Origin of the sequence: Paraburkholderia sp. DD10, from assembly GCF_049177125.1 — a bacterium.
GTDB classification, from domain to species: Bacteria; Pseudomonadota; Gammaproteobacteria; order Burkholderiales; family Burkholderiaceae; genus Paraburkholderia; species Paraburkholderia terricola.
The window spans coordinates 920,720-940,578 of the sequence record NZ_CP185393.1 but is presented as its reverse complement, the minus strand read 5'-3'; the positions used below and the strand labels follow the sequence as shown (position 1 = coordinate 940,578).

Annotated in this window: 17 protein-coding genes; 2 read left to right on the top strand and 15 right to left on the bottom strand. The window is 64.5% G+C overall.

The window, feature by feature from the left end:
• Positions 1-57: 57 nt before the first annotated feature.
• The 8 genes from ACOCG7_RS19705 to ACOCG7_RS19670 form a co-directional block, all read right to left on the bottom strand.
• Entirely contained in the window at positions 58-1,005 is a 948-nt protein-coding gene (locus tag ACOCG7_RS19705; RefSeq protein WP_073426769.1) for a sugar kinase, read from the bottom strand.
• 3 nt (positions 1,006-1,008) lie between these two features.
• Positions 1,009-2,400, bottom strand: a complete 1,392-nt coding sequence (gene rimO, locus ACOCG7_RS19700) for a 30S ribosomal protein S12 methylthiotransferase RimO (RefSeq protein WP_073426770.1) — start codon at positions 2,398-2,400, stop codon at positions 1,009-1,011.
• A 228-nt stretch (positions 2,401-2,628) separates the two neighbouring features.
• Positions 2,629-3,246 (bottom strand): polyhydroxyalkanoate synthesis repressor PhaR, encoded by a 618-nt coding sequence (gene phaR / locus ACOCG7_RS19695; protein ID WP_073426771.1) that lies wholly within the window; start codon positions 3,244-3,246, stop codon positions 2,629-2,631.
• Between the two features lie 133 nt (positions 3,247-3,379).
• Positions 3,380-4,120 (bottom strand): 3-ketoacyl-ACP reductase, encoded by a 741-nt coding sequence (locus ACOCG7_RS19690; protein WP_073426772.1) that lies wholly within the window; start codon positions 4,118-4,120, stop codon positions 3,380-3,382.
• A 222-nt stretch (positions 4,121-4,342) separates the two neighbouring features.
• The gene (locus tag ACOCG7_RS19685; RefSeq protein WP_073426940.1) at positions 4,343-5,524 is read right to left on the bottom strand and encodes an acetyl-CoA C-acetyltransferase; all 1,182 of its coding nucleotides are present in this window, start codon (positions 5,522-5,524) and stop codon (positions 4,343-4,345) included.
• A gap of 146 nt (positions 5,525-5,670) precedes the next feature.
• Positions 5,671-7,470, bottom strand: a complete 1,800-nt coding sequence (phaC, locus tag ACOCG7_RS19680) for a class I poly(R)-hydroxyalkanoic acid synthase (protein ID WP_073426773.1) — start codon at positions 7,468-7,470, stop codon at positions 5,671-5,673.
• Positions 7,471-8,168: 698 nt separating this feature from the next.
• Positions 8,169-9,026: a peptidoglycan editing factor PgeF gene (gene pgeF / locus ACOCG7_RS19675; protein ID WP_073426774.1), complete on the bottom strand. Its 858-nt coding sequence runs from the start codon at positions 9,024-9,026 to the stop codon at positions 8,169-8,171.
• Positions 9,023-10,285, bottom strand: coding sequence for an RluA family pseudouridine synthase (locus tag ACOCG7_RS19670; protein ID WP_073426775.1), 1,263 nt, complete (start codon positions 10,283-10,285; stop codon positions 9,023-9,025). Before ACOCG7_RS19670 ends, pgeF begins: the two co-directional genes overlap by 4 nt.
• Positions 10,286-10,323: 38 nt before the next feature.
• On the opposite strand from ACOCG7_RS19670, the gene ACOCG7_RS19665 reads away from it, so the two are divergent.
• Positions 10,324-11,184 (top strand): outer membrane protein assembly factor BamD, encoded by an 861-nt coding sequence (locus tag ACOCG7_RS19665; protein WP_073426776.1) that lies wholly within the window; start codon positions 10,324-10,326, stop codon positions 11,182-11,184.
• Between the two features lie 126 nt (positions 11,185-11,310).
• Here the strand turns inward: ACOCG7_RS19665 and rlmD are convergent, their stop codons facing one another.
• The 6 genes from rlmD to surE all read right to left on the bottom strand — a co-directional run bounded on the left by rlmD (position 11,311) and on the right by surE (position 17,605).
• The gene (gene rlmD, locus ACOCG7_RS19660; RefSeq protein WP_244744196.1) at positions 11,311-12,741 is read right to left on the bottom strand and encodes a 23S rRNA (uracil(1939)-C(5))-methyltransferase RlmD; all 1,431 of its coding nucleotides are present in this window, start codon (positions 12,739-12,741) and stop codon (positions 11,311-11,313) included.
• 170 nt (positions 12,742-12,911) lie between these two features.
• Complete coding sequence (locus ACOCG7_RS19655; protein ID WP_073426778.1) at positions 12,912-13,688, bottom strand: 3'-5' exonuclease; 777 nt, start codon at positions 13,686-13,688, stop codon at positions 12,912-12,914.
• A 4-nt stretch (positions 13,689-13,692) separates the two neighbouring features.
• Positions 13,693-14,775, bottom strand: coding sequence for an RNA polymerase sigma factor RpoS (gene rpoS / locus ACOCG7_RS19650; protein ID WP_073426779.1), 1,083 nt, complete (start codon positions 14,773-14,775; stop codon positions 13,693-13,695).
• 12 nt (positions 14,776-14,787) lie between these two features.
• Positions 14,788-15,711 carry a peptidoglycan DD-metalloendopeptidase family protein gene (locus ACOCG7_RS19645; RefSeq protein WP_073426780.1) on the bottom strand — a complete coding sequence of 308 codons (924 nt, stop codon included), beginning with the start codon at positions 15,709-15,711 and terminating at the stop codon, positions 14,788-14,790.
• Positions 15,712-15,716: 5 nt separating this feature from the next.
• A complete protein-coding gene (locus ACOCG7_RS19640) occupies positions 15,717-16,850 on the bottom strand; it encodes a protein-L-isoaspartate(D-aspartate) O-methyltransferase (protein ID WP_073426781.1) in 1,134 nt (377 codons plus the stop codon).
• Positions 16,847-17,605, bottom strand: coding sequence for a 5'/3'-nucleotidase SurE (gene surE, locus ACOCG7_RS19635; RefSeq protein WP_073426782.1), 759 nt, complete (start codon positions 17,603-17,605; stop codon positions 16,847-16,849). The genes ACOCG7_RS19640 and surE overlap by 4 nt, the downstream gene beginning before the upstream one ends.
• A 248-nt stretch (positions 17,606-17,853) precedes the next feature.
• On the opposite strand from surE, the gene ACOCG7_RS19630 reads away from it, so the two are divergent.
• Positions 17,854-18,828 (top strand): NADPH:quinone oxidoreductase family protein, encoded by a 975-nt coding sequence (locus tag ACOCG7_RS19630; protein ID WP_073426783.1) that lies wholly within the window; start codon positions 17,854-17,856, stop codon positions 18,826-18,828.
• Between the two features lie 176 nt (positions 18,829-19,004).
• On the opposite strand, the gene ACOCG7_RS19625 is transcribed toward ACOCG7_RS19630, so the two are convergent.
• Positions 19,005-19,829 (bottom strand): ABC transporter permease, encoded by an 825-nt coding sequence (locus ACOCG7_RS19625; RefSeq protein WP_073426784.1) that lies wholly within the window; start codon positions 19,827-19,829, stop codon positions 19,005-19,007.
• Positions 19,830-19,859 lie beyond the last annotated feature (30 nt).

Below are 19,859 nucleotides of genomic sequence, written 5' to 3'. Positions count from 1 at the left end.
TCTTCAGTCTCCGAGATGAATGTGCCTTGGCGGGCCGCACGTCGCGGTACGTTGCGATCAGCCCGCCAGGATGTGTTCGACCGTGGCCCGCGAAGGAATCGGCGCAACCGCGCCATAACCTTGCGTCGACAGCGCGGCGGCGACGTTCGCGTAACGCGCCGCTTCAAAGGGATCGTCGCCCGCGACGAGGCGCGCGATGAACGCGCCGCCGAAGCAGTCGCCCGCGCCGGTTGCGTCGACCGCGTTGACGAGGTGGCCCGGCACCACACGCCGTTCGTCGGGCGTCGCGATGTACGAGCCTTCCTTGCCGAGCTTGAGCGCGACCACGCGCGGACCGTGCGACAGCAGGTAATCGACGATCTCGTCGCGCCCGGTCAAGCCGGTGAGTTCGGTGACGTCGTCCCAGCTCGGCAGGCAGATGTCGGTCTGACGGATCGCTTCGAGCATCACCGCACGCGCTCTCGCGAGCGGCCACAGCTTCAGACGCAGGTTCGTATCGAAGCTCACGCGCACGCCGTTCGCGCGCGCATGCGCGATCGCTTCCAGCACCGCGTCGCAAGCGCTCAGGCTGATCGCAAGGCTGATGCCGGAAAGATGGACGACCTTGGCCGCGGCGATCGCCTCGAGCGGCAGATCGTGCGGCGCGTAGCGGCTCGCGGCGGAGCCGGCGCGCAGATAGTCGAACGCATGGCCGTTGGGACCGTGCGAGACGAAATACACGCCGGTCGACGCGCGTTCATCGACGCGCACGAGCGATGTGTCCACCTGCTCGCGCTCCCACAGATCGATCAGCAAACGCCCGAAATGATCGCTGCCGACCGCGGACACGAAGCCGGTCCGCGCGCCCTGCCGTGCGGCCGCGATACAGAAGTTCGACGTATCGCCGCCGAAGCCTTGCAGATAGTTCGGCTGGTCTTTCGCCGACTGGTTGAATTCGATCATCGCCTCGCCGAGCGCGAGGATGTCCGGGGTATGGGTTCCCGGCATATGAAGGCTTGCCGTCATCGCTTATACCTCGCCCCACAGATCGTGGCCGTCGGCGCCGGTGATCTTCACCGAGACGAAATCGCCCACCTTGTAGCGCTTCGACGCCTTCGTGGTCGGCGCGATATACACGACGCCGTCGATCTCCGGCGCATCCGCCGCGGTGCGGCCAATGCCGCCGTCGGCGTTGATCTCGTCGACCAGCACCTTCAGCGTCTTGCCGACCTTCCTTGCGATGCGCTTCGCCGACACTTCCTCGGCGACTTCCATGAAGCGCGCGCGGCGCGCTTCACGCACTTCGTCGGGCAACGCGCCGTCGAGTTCGTTGGCGGTGGCGCCTTCGACCGGCGAATAGGCGAAGCAGCCGACCCGATCCAGTTCGGCCTCGCGGATGAAATCGAGCAGCGTTTCGAACTGCTCCTCGGTCTCGCCCGGAAAGCCGGCGATGAACGTGCTGCGGATCGTCAGGTCGGGACATGCCGCGCGCCAGGCCTTCACGCGCTCCATCACTTTTTCGGCATTGGCCGGACGCTTCATGCGCTTGAGCACTTCGGGATGCGCGTGCTGGAACGGCACGTCGAGATACGGCAGGACGTGGCCCTTATACGGGCCTTCGGCCATCATCGGAATGACTTCGTCGACGCTCGGATACGGATACACATAATGCAGGCGCACCCACGCGCCGTATTGCGCGGCGAGTTCGCCGAGCGCGCCGACCAGATCGGTCATGCGCGTCTTGATCGGCTTGCCGTTCCAGAAACCGGTGCGGTATTTCACGTCGACGCCATAGGCGCTCGTGTCCTGCGAAATCACCAGCAGTTCCTTCACGCCCGACTTGAACAGATTCTCCGCTTCGAGCATGACCTCGGCGACCGGGCGCGACACGAGGTCGCCGCGCATCGACGGGATGATGCAGAACGTGCAGCGGTGGTTGCAGCCTTCGGAAATTTTCAGGTACGCGTAGTGGCGCGGCGTGAGCTTCACGCCCGCGGCCGGCACCAGATCGACGAACGGATCGTGCGGCTTCGGCAAATGGTTGTGCACCGCCTGCATCACCTCGCCCACCGCGTGCGGGCCGGTCACGGCCAGCACCTTCGGATGCACTTCCTCGATCAGGCCTGAGCCGCTCGCGCTTTTCTTCGCGCCGAGGCAGCCGGTGACGATCACCTTGCCGTTTTCGCTGAGCGCCTCGCCGATCGCGTCGAGGCTTTCCTGCACTGCTTCGTCGATGAAGCCACACGTGTTGACGACCACGAGGTCGGCACCGTCGTAAGTGCCGGAAATTTCGTAACCTTCGGCGCGCAACTGCGTGATGATCTGCTCGGAGTCGACCAAAGCTTTAGGGCAGCCGAGGCTGACGAATCCGACCTTCGGAACGGAAGGCGTCGGCGTGGCGGGGGAACGGGTTTGCGACATAGGTGGGGTCCGGCGTATAGCGGTGGCGATGGCGACAATGGGGACGGCGCGTCGAGGCAAGCGAGGTTCAAGGGTCACGAGCGACCCACCTGCGAGAAACACTCCGCGACGCCCCGCGCAATCAACCCGCTATTGTACCGTGCCGATGGCCGCGCAATCGCGCGGCGCGGCTGGGCGCGCTGCGCGCAATCGACGCCCGCCGGCCGCCGATTGGTCCGGCTCACGCCCTTACTTGTTCTCCGGCTCCGGATTGTTTTGCGGATTGGCCGGCGCGCCCGGCGCGGCAGCCGCATTGCCCGGCCCGCCCGGCGGAAACGGGAACGTGGCGAACATCGTCTTCGCCTGGTTCTGCATCTGCTCCTGCATCTGCACGAACATATTCTTCGACTGCTCGATGTAGCTGGTCATCATGCCCTGCATCATCGGCGCCTGCATGTTCATGAACTGCGACCAGACCTCGGGATTCATCGCCTTGCCTTCGTACAGATTCTTCGACTGGTCGGCGAGCTTCGCCTGAATGTCGATGAAGGCCTGGATGTTCTTCTCCAGATAGGTGCCCATCATGCCCTGCATCGCATGACCGTAGAAACGGATGATTTGCGAGAGCATCGACGACGAGAACATCGGCAAGCCGCCGCTCTCCTCTTCCAGAATGATCTGCAACAGGATGGCGCGCGTCAGGTCCTCGTTGCTCTTGGCATCGATGACCTTGAAATCCTCCTGATCGAGCACGAGCTGTTTGACGTCCGTCAGCGTGATGTACGTGCTTGTCTCGGTATCGTAGAGCCGACGATTCGGATATTTCTTGATCAGTCGTTCGGCTGTTTTCTTTGTAGTAGTAGTCATGTAACGCCTTTGAGCGCGAGTTGCGCGCGAAAACGGCGTCTTGCCGGCTGCGCAATCGGGTCATTGCGCAGGCGAGACGCCGCCGGAACCATCCGAGCCGAAGCGCGCTGCCTTGTGAGCGGCGCGCCGTGACTCAGCCCATATGCAAACCGCCGTTCAGCGAAAAATCCGCGCCCGTGGAGAAACCCGATTCGTCCGAGGCGAGCCACGCAACGATGGAGCCGATTTCGTCCGGCTGACCGAGACGGCGCACCGGAATCGTCGCGACGATCTTTTCCAGCACGTCCGGGCGGATCGACTTGACCATGTCGGTGCCGATGTAGCCGGGCGACACGGTGTTGACCGTCACGCCCTTGGTGGCCACTTCCTGCGCCAACGACATCGTGAAGCCGTGAATGCCGGCTTTCGCGGTCGAGTAGTTGGTCTGGCCGAACTGGCCCTTCTGCCCGTTCACCGACGAAATGTTGATGACGCGGCCCCAGCCGCGCTCCACCATGCCGTCGATCACCTGCTTGGTGACGTTGAAGAGGCTCGTGAGGTTGGTGTCGATCACCGCCGTCCAGTCTTCATGCGTCATCTTGCGGAACACCACGTCGCGCGTGATGCCGGCGTTGTTCACCAGCACGTCGATCTCGCCGACTTCGGCCTTGACCTTGTCGAACGCGGCCTTGGTGGACTCCCAGTCGCCGACGTTGCCTTCGGACGCGATGAAATCGTAGCCCAGCGCCTTCTGCTCCTCGAGCCACTTCACGCGGCGCGGCGAGTTCGGGCCGCAACCCGCGACGACCTTGAAGCCCTCTTTGTGCAGCCGTTGGCAAATGCTCGTGCCGATGCCGCCCATCCCGCCCGTTACGTACGCAATTCGCTGTGTCATAACCTACACTCCATTATCGTTTTCGAGGCGCCGACCGGCTGCCTCTTCCCTCGTCCTTGCTTCATCTCCGCTGCCGCCGGGCGACCGGCCGACGAGGCCACTGCTGAACGCGCGCCACCTGCTGCAATGCCACCGGCTGCAATGTGACGCGCGGCAACGCTCATGCTCGATGCCGGCTTACGGCGCTTACCGCGCCACGTCCGGCATCTATGGACGTGCCTCTCAGGCGCGCTCGACCGCCAGCGCCACGCCCATGCCGCCGCCGATGCACAGCGACGCGAGACCCTTCTTCGCGTCGCGCTTCTGCATTTCGTGCAGCAGCGTGACGAGAATCCGGCAACCGGACGCGCCGATCGGATGACCGATCGCAATCGCGCCGCCGTTCACGTTGACCTTCGACGTGTCCCAGCCCATCTGCTGATGCACGGCGAGCGCCTGCGCGGCAAACGCCTCGTTGATTTCCATCAGGTCGAGGTCGGCCGGCGACCAGCCCGCGCGCTCGAGGCAACGGCGCGACGCCGGCACCGGGCCCATGCCCATCACCTTCGGATCGACGCCCGCGTTCGCATAAGCCTTGATGCGCGCGAGCGGCGTGAGGCCCAGTGCTTCCGCCTTCTTCGCCGACATGACGAGCACCGCCGCGGCGCCGTCGTTCAGGCCCGACGCATTGGCCGCCGTGACCGTGCCTTCCTTCGAGAAGGCCGGCTTCAGGCTCGCCAGCGACTCGGCCGTCACGCCGTGACGCACGAACTCGTCCGTCGCGAAACGCAGCGGCTCGCCCTTGCGTTGCGGGATCTCGATCGGCACGATTTCGTCGTTGAAACGGCCGGACTTTTGCGCGGCCTCCGCCTTGTTCTGCGACAGCGCCGCGAACGCGTCCTGCTGCTCACGGGTGATGCCGTGTTCCTTGGCGACGTTTTCCGCCGTCACGCCCATGTGATACTGGTTGTAGACGTCCCACAAGCCGTCGACGATCATCGAGTCGACCAGCTTCGCGTCGCCCATGCGGAAACCGTCGCGCGAGCCCGGCAGCACGTGCGGCGCCGCGCTCATGTTTTCCTGACCGCCGGCGATCACGATGTCCGCGTCGCCCGCGATGATCGCGTTGGCTGCGAGCATCACGGCCTTCAGGCCCGAGCCGCACACCTTGTTGATCGTCATGCCGGGCACGGCCGAGGGCAGCCCCGCCTTGATCAGCGACTGACGCGCCGGGTTCTGGCCCGAGCCCGCCGTCAACACCTGACCGAGGATGACCTCGCTGACCTGCTCGGGCTTCAGACCGGCCCGCTCGAGCACGGCGCGAATCACCGCGGCGCCCAGATCGGGCGCGGCGATCTTCGCCAGCGACCCACCGAATTTGCCTACTGCCGTACGAGCGGCCGATACGATCACAACATCAGTCATTTCCATGTCCTCCGGGCACGTCGGTCGAATGCGCCGCAGCCCGTCAAGTTAAAAATCTGGTTGTTCCCACGCCCTTGCCGATTCGAACCGACGCTCCTCGCACCGCGAAAAGCGCCGGGCGGGCGCGCCAAGCCCGCGCAAAAGCCCTACTCCCGCTGCCGCACATAACGCCCAGGCGCCGGCTCGATTACCGGAAACTCAGCTGAGCCGAGGCTGGCGCGCGGCTTCACCTTCTTGCCGCCATACTGATCGAGCCACGTGGTCCATTCGGGCCACCAGCTGCCGGGGACCTCGGTAGCCGCGTCGAACCATTCGTCCGGGCTTTCGGGAAGGGTCTTCACGTCGCCTTCCAGCGTCCAGTAATTGCGCTTTTTCTTCGCCGGCGGATTGATGACGCCCGCGATGTGACCGGACGCGCCGAGCACGAATTTCATCGGCCCGCTCAGGAGCGGCACCGATGCATAGGCGGTTTGCCACGGCACGATGTGGTCGTCGCGTGAACCGTAGATGAAGGTGGGCACGTCGATCTTCGAGAGGTCGATCGGCTCGCCGCAGGTGGTCAACGCACCCGGCTCGCGCAGACGATTCTCGTGATACGTATTGCGCAGATACCAGACGTACATCGGACCCGGCAAGCTGGTCGAATCGCTGTTCCAGTAGAGCAGGTCGAACGGCACCGGCGTGCGCCCCTTGAGGTAATTGTCGACCACGTAGTTCCACACCAGATCGTTCGGGCGCAGGAACGAAAACGTATTGGCGAATTCGATGCCGCGCATCAGCCCCGGCGGCGCGCCGTTCTTGCCGCCGATGGTTTGCTCGCGCATCTGCACGTGCGCCTCGTCGACGAATACGTCGAGCACGCCCGTGTCGGAGAAATCGAGCATGGCGGTGAGCAGCGTCATGGACGCGGCCGGATGTTCGCCGCGTGCCGCGGCGACCGCCAGTGCCGCGGCGAGCATCGTGCCGCCCACGCAGAAACCGAGCGTGTTGATCTGCTCGCGGCCGCTGATCTGGCTGACCGTGCCGATCGCGGTGAGCACGCCCTCGCCGATATAGTCGTCCCACGTCTTATGCGCGATGGAGGCGTCCGCATTGCGCCACGAAATCAGAAACACCTGGTGCCCCGAATCCAGCGCGTGAGCGACCAGCGAGTTTTCCGGCTGCAGATCGAGAATGTAGAACTTGTTGATGCAAGGCGGCACGATCAGGAGCGGCCGCTCGCGCACGGTGGCCGTGCGCGGCTTGTACTGGATCAACTGCATCAGCTCGTTTTCGAACACCACGGAACCTTCGGTGTTCGCGAGATTTTCGCCGACCACGAAACGCGATTCGTCGGTCTGCGAGATCTTGCCGCGCTGCATGTCGTTGAGCAGATTCATCACGCCCTGCCGCAAGCTCTCGCCCTGGCTTTCCAGCAGGGTTTTCTGCGCCTCGGGATTGAGTGCGAAGAAGTTGCTCGGCGACGCCGCGGCGGTCCATTGCTGAACGGCGAAACGGATGCGCTCGCGCACCTTCGGATCGGCTTCGAGCGCGTCGACCATTTCCTGCAGATAACGCGCGTTCAACAGATACCAGGCGGCCGTGAATGCATAGGCCGGCGTGGAACTCCATGCGTCGGAACTGAAACGGCGGTCCTTGAGTTCCGGAGCCTTGCTGGTGGAAGTGGCGGCCTGCTGAAGCAGCTCCATCGCTTCACGCGAATAGTCGGCTTGCAGTTTCTGCAGACGCTCCGAGGGAATCGCGGCGCTCGGTATGTTGAGACCGGCGAATGAAGGCATTGACGGCATCGTTCCCGCCGCCAGCTTGCTGAAGTCGGGCATGCCCGGAAAGGACGGCATCTGCGGCATGGACGGCATTGGCGGCACCGCGAAAGGCGTGCCGTTCGCGCCGGGGGCCGCGCCGAGCGAACGCCATGCGTTCATCCAGGCGTTGAATAATTGCTGCATGCCGGCGGCCGGCGCAGCGCCGCTCGTACCGGCCTGCTGCGTTTTCTCCTTCGGGGAGTCCGTGCTGGGGGAAGCTGAGGAATGTGATGCTGCCATACCTGCTTTTGACCGGTAAGTCCTTGCGGACGGGTTGAGAGGCAGGTTCATGCGCACGTGGGCGATTGCTCGCGACCTCGTCACGCCCTGTCCTATGTACGAGGAGCTCGTGAGGAACATTCTTGCTCCCCATCGCAAGGCATGTCAATGCTTGTTCCCGATTTTGCCGCAGTGCGATAGTTTTTTAATTATCGTTTTCCCTGTGTAGCAGATCGCGCTTTTGCGTCATGAATCAACGAGCATGGCCGCAAGCGAAAAAACCTCCTATGTCGCATGAGTTTATGGGCATTTATCCATTCGCCCGAACCAACTTTCAGCGGCGGATTTGCGCAGTGCGGCGAATTCCGGCAGCGCAGCAAAAAAGCGCGCCGCGCGTCGGAACAAACCCGCATATGCATGCTGCCAGGGACGGTGGGAGAGCCGCGCAGAGGTCGCTGGCGGCACGGCTTCATGATCGTGCTCAACGTCCGAAACGCCATTCGATGCCACGGTTCGCGCCTCAGCAGTTGAATAACCGAGGCGCCTCGCATGCCACGCGTGGACGCGGGACTTCGGTCGCGTTGCCCTGGCAGCGAGCGTGCCAGTCGCGCTCATGCGCAGGGCTAGTCGGCGATCGTCTGCGCCTCACCGTCGAGCCAGATGAGCGCCGCCATGCGGCCCGTCTCGCGATCGCGGCGATACGAGTAGAAACGTTCGCGTTGCGTGACCGTGCAAAGGTCACCGCCGACGATCCGTGTCACCCCGAGCCGCTGCAGCCGCAAGCGCGCGAGCGCCGCGAGATCGGCCAGATATTTGCCCGCGTTTTGCGGATGCTCGACGAACGCGTTCGCGGTGGCCTCGCGTTGCGTGCCGTCGACGCCGTTCATGAAGGCGTCACGCACATCAGGGCCGACCTCGAACGCATCGGGTCCGATCGCCGGACCGAGGTATGCGTGCAATGCACCGGCGTGCACACCAGCCAGCTCCGCCACGCGCCGCGCGGTCTGTTCGACGATGCCCGCCGCCAGCCCGCGCCAACCCGCGTGCGCCGCGCCCACCGCGCGCCCCGCTTCGTCGCACAACAGCACCGGCATGCAATCGGCGACCATGACTACGCAGACCGTGCCCGCGCGATCGGTGACGCTGGCGTCGGCCCGCGTCGGCGTGCCGCTCGCATGAGCCTGCGCGAGCGCGTCTTCGGCGCGCACGATGTCGGCGCCGTGAATCTGCTGGAGCCACGCGGCCTCGCTGACGCCAACGAGGCGCAGCAGCCGCTCGCGATTGGCGGCGACCGCGGCCGGATCGTCACCGGATTTCAGGCCCAGATTCAGGCCGCCTGGCTGGTCGGCGCCGTTGCGCCAGCGGCCGAACGGCGGTCGACTCACGCCGCCGTCGCGCGTGGTGACGAGCGCGCGCACGCGCGGCGACACATTCCATGCGGGTTGCACAACGTCGTCAAAGCTCAGCGCAGGCAAGCTCATGCGTGACCGTCCTCGTCGTGTTCGTCGGTGTCGTGATCGAGTTCGCCGTTTTCGTCGGCATCCTCGTCGAGCGACGCTTCATAGCCCTCTTCCTCATAGTACGTCCCGTCGAATTCGCCTGCATCGTCGCGGCCGAGACCGAGCGCCGCCGACAGCGCCGCCATGTCTTCCGGCACGTCGGCGCGCCACTGCATCGTGCGGCCGGTTCGCGGATGAACCAGACCGAGCCGCCATGCATGCAGCGCCTGGCGCGCGAAGCCGTCCGGCAGCGGCGTGACCGAACGCTTGCCGCGTGCGCGCCCATACACCGGATCGCCGAGCAGCGGATGGCCGATATGCGCGCAATGCACGCGAATCTGATGAGTGCGGCCGGTTTCGAGGTCGCAGTGAATCGCGGTAACCGGCTGCCGCTGCCAGATCGCCGTATCGACGCGCCGGAAATGCGTGCGTGCCGGTTTGCCAGATGCGCCCGTCACGACCGCCATGCGCGTGCGTTCGCGCGGGTCGCGGCCGATCGGCGCGTCGATCGTGCCCTCTTCCGGCATGTTGCCCCACACCAGCGCGAGGTAACGGCGCTTCACCGTGCGCGCCTGCAACTGGCGCACGAGGTCGGTCTGCGCCTCCAGCGTGCGCGCGACCACCATCAGCCCGGAGGTTTCCTTGTCGAGGCGATGCACGATGCCCGCGCGCGGCAAGCCCGCGGCCGCGTCGCCATAGCGGTACAAAAGACCATTCAGCAGCGTGCCGCCCCAATTGCCGGCCGCCGGGTGCACCACCATGCCGGCGGGCTTGTTGATGACCACGAGCGTGTCGTCCTCGTACACGATGTCGAGCGGCACCGGCTCGGGCGTGAACGCGAGTTGCTCGGGCAGCAGATCCGGCACCAGTTCGATGGTGGCGCCGAGCGGCACCGGCTGGCGAATCTTCGCCGGCTTGCCGTCGATACGCACCCGCTCGGCTTCGATCCAGCTTTGCAGGCGGTTGCGGGAAAACTCGGGAAATACCCGCGCCAGCACCTTGTCGAGGCGTTCGCCGGCCAGTTCGTCCGGCACCACGACGCTGCGCGGCGACTCGTCCGCCACGGGGCTCGCCACGGTCGGCACCAAGCTTTGCGCGCCGGCGGCGGCAAGCGCATCGGTGCCCAGATCGTCGTCGAGGGAATCGACGCCCAACGCGTCGGAGGGGTCAGCGCTTACGCTATAATCTTCGTTGCTATTCCCGGCGCCGGTTGCGGCGCCTGGAGTATTTGAGCGGGTCATTGAGTCTGGGTCACCTGGACGTAAAGCTAGACTGGAAAATGCGAGCCTTGAACACCATCACTAAAGCGGCGATCAATTTGGCGGCCATCAAGAAGGCGGCCCGGAAAGTGGCCGGATACATTGCGTGTGCCGCGGCGGTCGTCGTTGTCGCGGCTTGTCACGGCCTGCCGGAAAAGACCGACGAAACGGCAACGTGGAACAACAACAAATTATATACGGAGGCGAACGACGCCTTGACCGGTGGTGACTACGGCAAGTGCGCGAAGTACTTCGAAATGCTCCAGGGCCGCGATCCGTTCGGCCACTTCGCACAGCAAGCACAGATCAACGTTGCGTATTGCAACTGGAAAGACAACGAAAACGCCGCCGCCGACCAGGCGATCGACCGCTTCATCCAGTTGCACCCGGATCATCCGGACATCGCTTACGCGTACTACCTGAAGGGCATGATCCACTTCAACGACGACCTGGGTCTGTTCGGCCGCTTCTCCGGCCAGGACATGAGCGAGCGCGATCCCAAGTCGCTGCGTCAGTCGTATGACGCGTTCAAGGTCGTCGTGGACCATTATCCGAACAGCAAGTATGCGCCGGACGCCGCGCAACGCATGCGCTATATCGTGAACGCGCTGGCGTCGCACGAAGTTCACGCGGCGGATTACTACTACCGCCGCGGCGCCTATGTCGCCGCGATCAACCGCGCGCAACTGGCGTTGACGGAATACAAGAACGCACCGGCTATCGAAGACGCGCTGCACATCATGATGCTCTCGTACCAGAGGTTGAACCAGCCGCAACTGGCCGACGACACCAAACGCATTCTCGCCGGCACCTTCCCGGACAGCCCGTACATCACGGGCCATGCAAGGCCGGGTAAGGAAAAATCGTGGTGGCAGTTCTAAGCCGCACGACACCCGGAATTTAGCGGGAAACAAAAACGCCACGACTTCGGTCGTGGCGTTTTTGTTTGTGCTGGCGCAAAGACCGCCGCCCGGCTTGCATCCAGCGCGGGCCGGCAACGAACTCGCTCAATTCCGCTCGAACAACGCAATCGACTCCGCATGCGACGTGTGCGGGAACATGTTCACCACGCCCGCGCCCACCAGCCGATAGCCGGCTTCATGCACGAGCAGGCCGGCGTCGCGCGCGAGCGTCGCCGGATTGCACGATACATAGACGATGCGACCCGGCAGCGGCCCATTGCCGCTCTGCGCGATTTCCGCGAGCGCCTTGGCGACCGCCAGCGCGCCTTCGCGCGGCGGGTCGACGAGGAACTTGTCGAAGTGGCCGAGCGCGCGCATGTCGTCGGCGGTGACTTCGAACAGATTGCGGCAGGCGAACGACGTATGCCCCGCCACGCCGTTCAATTCCGCATTGGCGAGCGCACGCGAAGTCAGCACCTCGCTGCCTTCGATACCCACGACTTCCTTCGAAATCCGCGCGAGCGGCAGCGTGAAGTTGCCGATTCCGCAGAACAGATCGAGCACGCGGTCGGTACGCGCCGGCGCCAACAGCCGCAGCGCCCGGCTCACCAGCACGCGGTTGATCGCGTGATTCACCTGAGTGAAGTCGGTCGGCTTGAACGGCATGCGGATGCCGTATTCCGGCAGCGTGTAGTCGAGCTGCGCGTCGAGCGGATAAAACGGCGTGACCGTGTCCGGCCCCTTCGGCTGCAGCCACCACTGCACCTTGTGCTCGTCGGCGAAATCGCGCAGCACCTGTTCGTCCGCGGCGGTGAGCGGCTCGAGATTGCGCAGTACCAGCGCGGTGACCGATGAGCCGACCGCGACCTCGATCTGCGGCATGCGGTCGTAGATGGACAGCTTGCGGACCATGAAGCGCAGCGGCATGAGCATGGCGGAGACGTGCGGCGGCAGCACCTCGCAGGTCTTCATGTCGGCGATGTAGCTGCTCTTCTTCTCGTGAAAACCGATGCGCATGCCGCCTTTTTCCGGCAGATAACGCACGGCCAGACGCGCGCGATAGCGATAACCCCAGGACGGTCCGTGAATCGGCCGGAACACCGTTTCCGGGCGCACCTTCGCGAGATGTTGAAGATTGTCCTCGAGCACGCGCTGCTTGACGGCGATCTGGGCGCGAATATCCAGATGCTGCATCGAACAGCCGCCGCAGATATCGAAGTAGCGGCATTTCGGCGTCGTGCGGATCACGCTTTCGCGGAACACCTGCACCACTTCCGCCTGCTCGAACTTCGGCTTGCTGCGATGCGTGGCATAGCTGACGCGTTCGCCGGGCAACGCGCCTTCGACGAAAATCACCTTGCCGGGCGTGCCGTCCTCGCTTTCGACGCGGCCGACGCCGCGCGCTTCCATATCGAGCGAGACGATTTCGATGATCGGCTCGTGACCGGTAATGACGGGCGCCGGCGCCGAAGCGGGGGCCTTGTGGTACTTGGACGGGCGCTTGGGCGAGCGACGATGGGGGGCAGTTCGGGACACCTGCGACTTCCTGACAAACTTTGGGGAAAGGCGAGATTGTAGACGAAGCGCCGCGGTTGCCAACCGCGGTTGCGGCGGCCCGGCACGGCAAGGACGGGCATGACGCGCGCCAGGCGCTTCTATTGTGATTAGCGTGCGCCGAACCGCTTCGTCACCTGCCCGAAAGCGGATTACTGTTCGAATGCCGCCAGATACTCGGCCCATTGCGGCGCCGTTTCCAGCGCCAGCGCATTTTTGACCAGATTGATTTCGTCAGCATACTCTTCAGCCGAAAACGCGCCGCGAATCAACTGGAAGCGGCAATAGAGCAAGTACGTATTGACGACGTCGGTCTCGCAATAATTACGGATTTCCTCGACGCGGCCTTGCTGGTACGCATGCCACACCTGGCTGCCGTCCATGCCCATCTTGCCGGGGAAGCCGCACATCTTGGCGAGCGCGTCGAGCGGTGCGTTGGCGCGCGCCTGATACATCGCGAGCACGTCCATCAGATCCGTGTGGCGCGCGTGGTAGCGGCTGATGTAGTTGTTCCACTTGAACTCGCGGTCGTCCTCGCCGAGATCCCAGAAACGGTAGGCGGGAATACCGTTCACGAGCGCCCGGTAATTCAGCACCGGCAAGTCGAACCCGCCGCCGTTCCACGACACGAGTTGCGGCGTGTACTTCTCGATCACGCGATAAAACGACTGCACCAGCGCCGCCTCGCCGTCCGCGAGCGTACCGAGCGAGCGCACCCGGAAACCGTTGTTGTCGCGGAACACGCAGGAAATCGCCGCGATCCTTTGCAGATGATGCGGCAGGAAATCGCTGCCGGTCTTTTCGCGGCGCGCGGCGAACGCGTGCTCGGCGACTTCGGCGTCGCTCATCGTGGCGGGCAGATCTTCGAGGCGGCGGATGCCGGCGACATCGGGAATCGTCTCGATGTCGAAAACAAGAATCGGTGTCATCAGGTTAGAGAACGGCGTCCTTGCGAACGCCGTTGGAGGCGAAGAAGCGCTTTAACCGCACGAGCGCTTCCTGTTGGATCTGGCGCACACGTTCGCGCGTGAGGCCCATTTCGTCGGCCAGTTCCTCGAGCGTGGCGGGTTCGATGTGATTGAGCCCGAAGCGGCGCTCGATCACATGACGATGCTTGTCCGACAAGCGCGCGAGCCATGCGCGCGTGAGGGTTTCCAGTTCGCGATGCTGCACTTCGGCGTCCGGCGACTGGCTTTGGTCGTCGGACAGCAGATCGAGCAGGCTGCTCGCCGGATCGAGGTCGAGCGGCGCATCCAGCGACGCGGTGTGCTCGTTGAGCGCGAGAATGTCGGTGACTTCGTCGGTGGTTTTGCCGGTCAGATAGGCAATGTCGTCGATGCTGGCGTCGCGGCGCTCGGCCGCCTCGCCCGAATTCATCGAATTCTTTTCGAGATGGCGCTTGGCGCGCAGCACCTGATTGAGTTCACGAATCACGTGAACCGGCAAACGCACGGTGCGCGCCTGGTTCATGATCGCGCGCTCGATGCTCTGACGGATCCACCACGTGGCGTAAGTGGAAAATCGGAAGCCGCGCGTGGGGTCGAATTTCTCGATGGCGTGCATCAAGCCGAGGTTGCCCTCTTCGATCAGATCGAGCAGCGGCACGCCGCGGTTCAGATAACCCTTCGCAATGCTGACGACGAGCCGCAAATTGCGCTCGATCATCACTTGCCGGGCGTCGAACTCGCCCGCCTTCGCGAGCCGCGAATACTTCTGCTCTTCCTCGACGGTGAGGAGCGGCTTGACGCTGATCCGGTTCAGGTAATGCTGGATCGTGTCGGCCGTCAACTCGGCTTGCAGGAGCGCGCGGAAATCGTCGGCGTCGGGCACGACCTCGCTCGCACCTTCGCGGGCGTCGACGGCTTCCTCCGCGCCGCCCTGGCGATCGTCGAGTTCGCGCTCTTCCGCGATCTCGTCTTCCGCTTCCGAAGCGCTGCTTTCCTCCACCGAAGCGGACGTGGCACGGCTGATCGTCTCAGATTCGGCTTGCGGCAGGCGGCGCTTCGATTTCGGCATGGTCGTATCGCTCTATTGCGGCGGCAAATACTTCAGTGGGTCGACCGGCTTACCCTGCCGGCGAACTTCGAAATGCAACATCACACGGTCGGAATCGCTATTCCCCATCTCAGCGATCTTCTGCCCCTTCGTCACCGCGTCCCCCTCTTTTACCATCAAAGAGCGGTTGTGTGCATATGCGGTGAGATAAGTTGCGTCATGCTTGATGATAATGAGATTGCCGTAACCACGCAGCCCATTTCCTGCATAAACCACACGTCCGTCCGCCGATGCCTTGACAGCGTCGCCGGCAGCGCCGCCGATGTTGACGCCCTTGTTGGTCGAATCGTTGAACGTGCCGAGGAGCGGCCCGCGCACCGGCCAGGAGAATGCGACGTTGCCGCTTGCGCCGGCCGTCGAGTCGCTGGCCGCGCCGGGCGTGGCCGGCGGCGTGAGCGCCGCGTTATTCGCGCTGGAACCATAGATCGGCGGCGCCGCGGCAGCGCTCGACGGCGGCGTGCTGCTGAGCGGCGCGGTCTGCACGGCGCCGCTGTTGCCGATCGGCGCGGTGGCAACGCCCGGCGTCAAGGCCGCGGTATTCGCACCAGGCGGCACCACGCGCAGCAACTGATCGACTTCGATCTGATTCGGGTTGGTGAGATTGTTCCACGCCGAAATATCGCGGTAGTTCTGACCGTTCTCCAGCGCGATCCGGTACAGCGTATCGCCAGGCTTCACGCGGTAGTAACCCGGAGGCGGCGGACCGAGCGGCACGGCCGGCTGCGCTGCCTGCGTGCCGAGCACGCCGCCACCGGAGCGGTCGACGACCGGCGCCTGATCGAGCCGGGATGCACAGGCCGTCATCAACAGGGACAAGGCGAGCACGCACACGCTACGCTGGGTTACGGTCATGGGGACATTCAGTGTGGTTCTTTGCATCGCGCGCAACATACTCATCGGTGTCAAATCACTCCGGATTTTAAGGGTACAAAGAAAACGCGATCAAGCCGCGACTCGCGCCACTGCGCGGGTCCGAGGCGCTCGACGAGAGTCAGCACCTGGCTGTGCCCCTCCTGCGAGCCGACCGGCGCGACCAGACGGCCGCCGATCGCGAGTTGTTCAAGCAAGGCCTGCGGTACGTCGAGTCCCGCCGCCGCGATCACGATCGCGTCGAACGGCGCCGCCGACGGCAAGCCCAATCGTCCGTCGCCGTAGTGCAGCCGAATGTTCGGAATGCGCAGCGGACGCAAGTTTATCTTCGCGCGCTCGGACAACGGCTTGATGCGCTCGATCGAATACACCTCGCGCGCGACCTGGCTCAGCACCGCCGCCTGATAGCCGCAACCAGTGCCGATTTCCAGCACGTTGTTCAACGCGCGGCCGGCTGCCGCGAGTTCGATCATGCGCGCGACGACCGAGGGCTTCGAGATGGTCTGATGGTGGCCGATCGGCAGCGCGGCATCTTCATACGCCTGGGCCGCGAGCCCCGGATCGACGAACATGTGGCGCGGCACCACCGACATCGCGTTCAACACGCGCGGATGGGTGACCCCGTTCGCTCGCAGGCGTTCGACCATCCGTTCGCGAACCCGTTCCGAAGTCAGCGCCAGGGCGCCGTTCAGGGCGACGCTCGGCGCGGCGGCGCGGTCGCTGAGTTTGGCGGCGGGCTTACTCGACGGCGCACCGTTGGGCGCGGTGCGCGGTGCGAGGATTTGCGCGGCGGCTTTCGCCAGGGGTTTGGGTTGCGATTGAAGCTGCGGCTTGGACTGAGGTTTGACCGCGGTGTGGGCCGGCCCCCTTGCTTGAGGCTGAGCTGGCGGCCTGGCCTGCGCCTTGACCTCCGACTTCGCCTGGGCCGGAGCTTGCGCCTCGGGCGTCCTGGCTTGAACTGGCTTGGCCTGAACCGGCTTGGTGTGAGCGCCTTTCACCGACGAAGCGGATGACGCGTTTTTCGCCGACGGCTTGCGAGCGTTGAGCGCCGCGCTCGCGGCGAATGCCGCCGCGCGGATTTCTCCCGGACGGCCTTCGGGCCGGCGCGGTTCGCGCACCAGGTCCTCGAGGCCGAGCGGAAAGCGCTTCGCGCGCTCGTTCGTCATGAAGCGCTGCTGCCGGCGCGCGCCCAGTCGCGCGCGGCGGGCAGCATTTGCGTGTGGGTCAGATCGAGCTGCAACGGCGTGATCGACACATGGCCGTTGGCGACCGCATGAAAATCCGTGCCTTCGCTCGCGTCGCGCGCGCTGCCCGACGGCCCGATCCAGTAGATCGGCTCGCCGCGCGGGTTGGTCTGGCGGATCACCGGCTGCGACGGATGCCGCTTGCCCAGACGCGTGATCTGCCAGTCACGCAATTGCTCATACGGCAGATTCGGAATGTTGACGTTCAACAGCGGATGCCCCGGCAGCGGCTGCGCGAGGTAATGCGCGACGATCTCGGCGGCGACGCGCACCGCGTCTTCGAGATGCACCCAGTCCTTGTCGACCAGCGAGAACGCGATGGCCGGCACGCCGAACATGATGCCCTCGGTGGCGGCGGCGACGGTGCCCGAATAAAGCGTGTCCTCGCCCATGTTCTGGCCGTTGTTGATGCCCGAAACGACGAGGTCCGGCGTATGGTCGAGCATGCCCGTGAGCGCAATATGCACCGAGTCCGTAGGCGTGCCGTTCACGTAGTAAAAACCGTTCGCCGAACGCAGCACCGAGAGCGGGCGTGACAGCGTCAAGGAATTCGACGCGCCGCTGCAGTTCTGTTCGGGGGCCATCACGGTGACATCCGCGATCGGCTTGAGCGCTTCATGAAGCGCGGCAAGACCAGGCGCCAGATAACCGTCGTCATTGCTGAGTAGGATTCGCATGCGGCGATTGTAACCGAGGAAAGAAGACGCGCGAACGACACCGCGCCCGGTCTGCAATGCACGGGCGGATTGTCCGGGGTGGGCGGTCTCGGGTCGGGTTTAAACCAGGTTTGAGCCGGCTCGGATCGCGTTGCGAGCGCGTGCGCGGCGCCACAACCGTACGGTCGTGCGGATTGTTTTACACTCGATAGGATTGCAACGCCCCGAAGCAAGTCCCCGTGCGGGACGCTGATCGATACGGAGACACGATGCGCGCGATTCGCTGTAAGCAATACGGGCCACCGGAAAGCCTGGTGGTCGAAGATCTGCCGGACCTCCAGCCGCCGCCCGGCCACGTCGTGATCGACGTCAAAGCCGCGGCCGTCAATTTTCCCGATGTGCTGATCATCGAAAACAAATACCAGTTCAAACCACCTCTGCCCTTTACGCCCGGCTCGGAAGTCGCGGGAATCGTGCGGGCGGTCGGCGCCGATGTCACGCGGTTCAAGCCGGGCTCGCGCGTGGTGGCGTTCACCGGTTCGGGCGGCTTCGCCGAGCAGGCGCTGGCGCCGGTCGACGCGTGCGTGCCGCTCGCGGACGATGTCGATCTGGAACTGGCCGCCGCGTTCACGCTGGCCTACGGCACGTCGCATCACGCGGTGGTCGATCGTGGCGCGTTGCAGGCGGGTGAAACGATGCTGGTGCTGGGCGCGGCCGGTGGCGTCGGGCTGGCGGCGGTCGAGATCGGCAAGGCGCTCGGCGCGCGCGTGATCGCGGCGGCGTCGAGCGACGAGAAACTCGCCGTCTGCGTGAAGCATGGCGCGGACGCCGCCATCAATTACGGCACCGAGGACCTGCGCGAGTGCATCAAGGCGCTCACCGACGGCAAAGGCCCGGACGTGATCTACGACCCGGTCGGCGGTGTCTATGCGGAGCCGGCATTTCGCAGCATCGGCTGGCGCGGGCGTTATCTCGTGGTCGGCTTTGCGAACGGCGAGATTCCGAAGCTGCCGCTCAACCTGACGCTGCTCAAGGGCGCGAGCGTGGTCGGCGTATTCTGGGGCGACTTCGCGAGGCGCGAGCCGCAGCGCAATCACGCCGCGTTCGAGCAGATGACCGGCTGGATCCGCGAGGGCAAGCTCAAGCCGTACGTGTCGGCGCGCTATTCGCTCGAGGATACCGGCCGTGCATTGCGCGATATGGCCGAGCGTCGCGTGATCGGCAAGGTGGTGATTACGCCGTAGGTGTCGGGTGGTTGAGCGGTGTTTCGTTCGGCGGCCGTCCAGGCGGCAAAGGAAAACGGCGTGCGGCTCGCGAACCGCGCGCCGTTTTTTGTGGCTTGCACTTGTTCAGCCGCGCGCTGGTTGAATGCGATGCTCGTCGAGGCCGGCGCGCCTGTCAGCGCCCCGCCCTCGAACGCTTACAACTTCTCCGTATCGCCCGTCTTCGGTTGCCACTTCATCAGGCGCCGCTCGCCGATGCCGACAAGCGCATCGAGAATCAGCGCGAACGCGGTCAACACGAGAATCCCCGCGAACACGGTATTGATATCGAAGGTGCCTTCGGCCTGCAGAATCAGGTAGCCGACGCCGCGCGCCGAGCCGAGATACTCGCCCACCACCGAACCGACGAACGCCAGTCCCACCGAGGTGTGCAAGCTGGAAAACACCCAGCTCATCGCGCTCGGCAGATAGACGAAGCGCAGCAACTGCTTGCGGTTCGCGCCGAGCATGCGCGCGTTGGCGAGCACGACCGGGCTCACTTCCTTCACGCCTTGATAGACGTTGAAGAACACGATGAAGAACACCAGCGTGACGCCGAGCGCCACCTTCGACCAGATGCCGAGGCCGAACCACACCCCGAAGATCGGCGCGAGAATCACGCGCGGCATCGAATTGGCGGCTTTGATGTACGGATCGAACAGCGCGCTCGCGAGCGGCGAGAGCGCGAGCCACAAGCCGACGCCGAGCCCGAACGCGGTGCCGAGCGCGAACGCGAGCACCGTCTCGACGAGCGTGATCCACAGATGCAGATAGATCTCACCCCCCGTGAACCATTCCCAGATCCGCTGCAACACCTTTTGCGGCTCGCCGAAGAAGAACGCGGCCTTGTTCGGGTCGTCGAAATAGAACGCCGGCAGCAGCGTCGGGCTGGTCAGCACGTACCAGAGCGCGAAGCACAGCACGAGCAGCAGCCATTGCCAGATCACCAGATTCGCCCGGTTCGGGCGCAACGTCTTCCACATGTCTCGATTTGCCTTGGACGATTGATTAGC

Bases quoted from the DNA above. Each gene is read 5' to 3' on its own strand.
- ACOCG7_RS19645 (WP_073426780.1), bottom strand. From the start codon at position 15,711: ATGAGTATGTTGCGCGCGATGCAAAGAACCACACTGAATGTCCCCATG.
- surE (WP_073426782.1), bottom strand. From the start codon at position 17,605: ATGCGAATCCTACTCAGCAATGACGACGGTTATCTGGCGCCTGGTCTT.
- ACOCG7_RS19690 (WP_073426772.1), bottom strand. From the start codon at position 4,120: ATGACACAGCGAATTGCGTACGTAACGGGCGGGATGGGCGGCATCGGC.
- phaR (WP_073426771.1), bottom strand. From the start codon at position 3,246: ATGACTACTACTACAAAGAAAACAGCCGAACGACTGATCAAGAAATAT.
- pgeF (WP_073426774.1), bottom strand. From the start codon at position 9,026: ATGAGCTTGCCTGCGCTGAGCTTTGACGACGTTGTGCAACCCGCATGG.
- rimO (WP_073426770.1), bottom strand. From the start codon at position 2,400: ATGTCGCAAACCCGTTCCCCCGCCACGCCGACGCCTTCCGTTCCGAAG.
- ACOCG7_RS19685 (WP_073426940.1), bottom strand. From the start codon at position 5,524: ATGACTGATGTTGTGATCGTATCGGCCGCTCGTACGGCAGTAGGCAAA.
- ACOCG7_RS19630 (WP_073426783.1), top strand. From the start codon at position 17,854: ATGCGCGCGATTCGCTGTAAGCAATACGGGCCACCGGAAAGCCTGGTG.
- ACOCG7_RS19665 (WP_073426776.1), top strand. From the start codon at position 10,324: ATGCGAGCCTTGAACACCATCACTAAAGCGGCGATCAATTTGGCGGCC.
- ACOCG7_RS19640 (WP_073426781.1), bottom strand. From the start codon at position 16,850: ATGACGAACGAGCGCGCGAAGCGCTTTCCGCTCGGCCTCGAGGACCTG.
- ACOCG7_RS19625 (WP_073426784.1), bottom strand. From the start codon at position 19,829: ATGTGGAAGACGTTGCGCCCGAACCGGGCGAATCTGGTGATCTGGCAA.
- ACOCG7_RS19670 (WP_073426775.1), bottom strand. From the start codon at position 10,285: ATGACCCGCTCAAATACTCCAGGCGCCGCAACCGGCGCCGGGAATAGC.
- ACOCG7_RS19705 (WP_073426769.1), bottom strand. From the start codon at position 1,005: ATGACGGCAAGCCTTCATATGCCGGGAACCCATACCCCGGACATCCTC.
- rpoS (WP_073426779.1), bottom strand. From the start codon at position 14,775: ATGCCGAAATCGAAGCGCCGCCTGCCGCAAGCCGAATCTGAGACGATC.
- phaC (WP_073426773.1), bottom strand. From the start codon at position 7,470: ATGCAGCAATTATTCAACGCCTGGATGAACGCATGGCGTTCGCTCGGC.
- ACOCG7_RS19655 (WP_073426778.1), bottom strand. From the start codon at position 13,688: ATGACACCGATTCTTGTTTTCGACATCGAGACGATTCCCGATGTCGCC.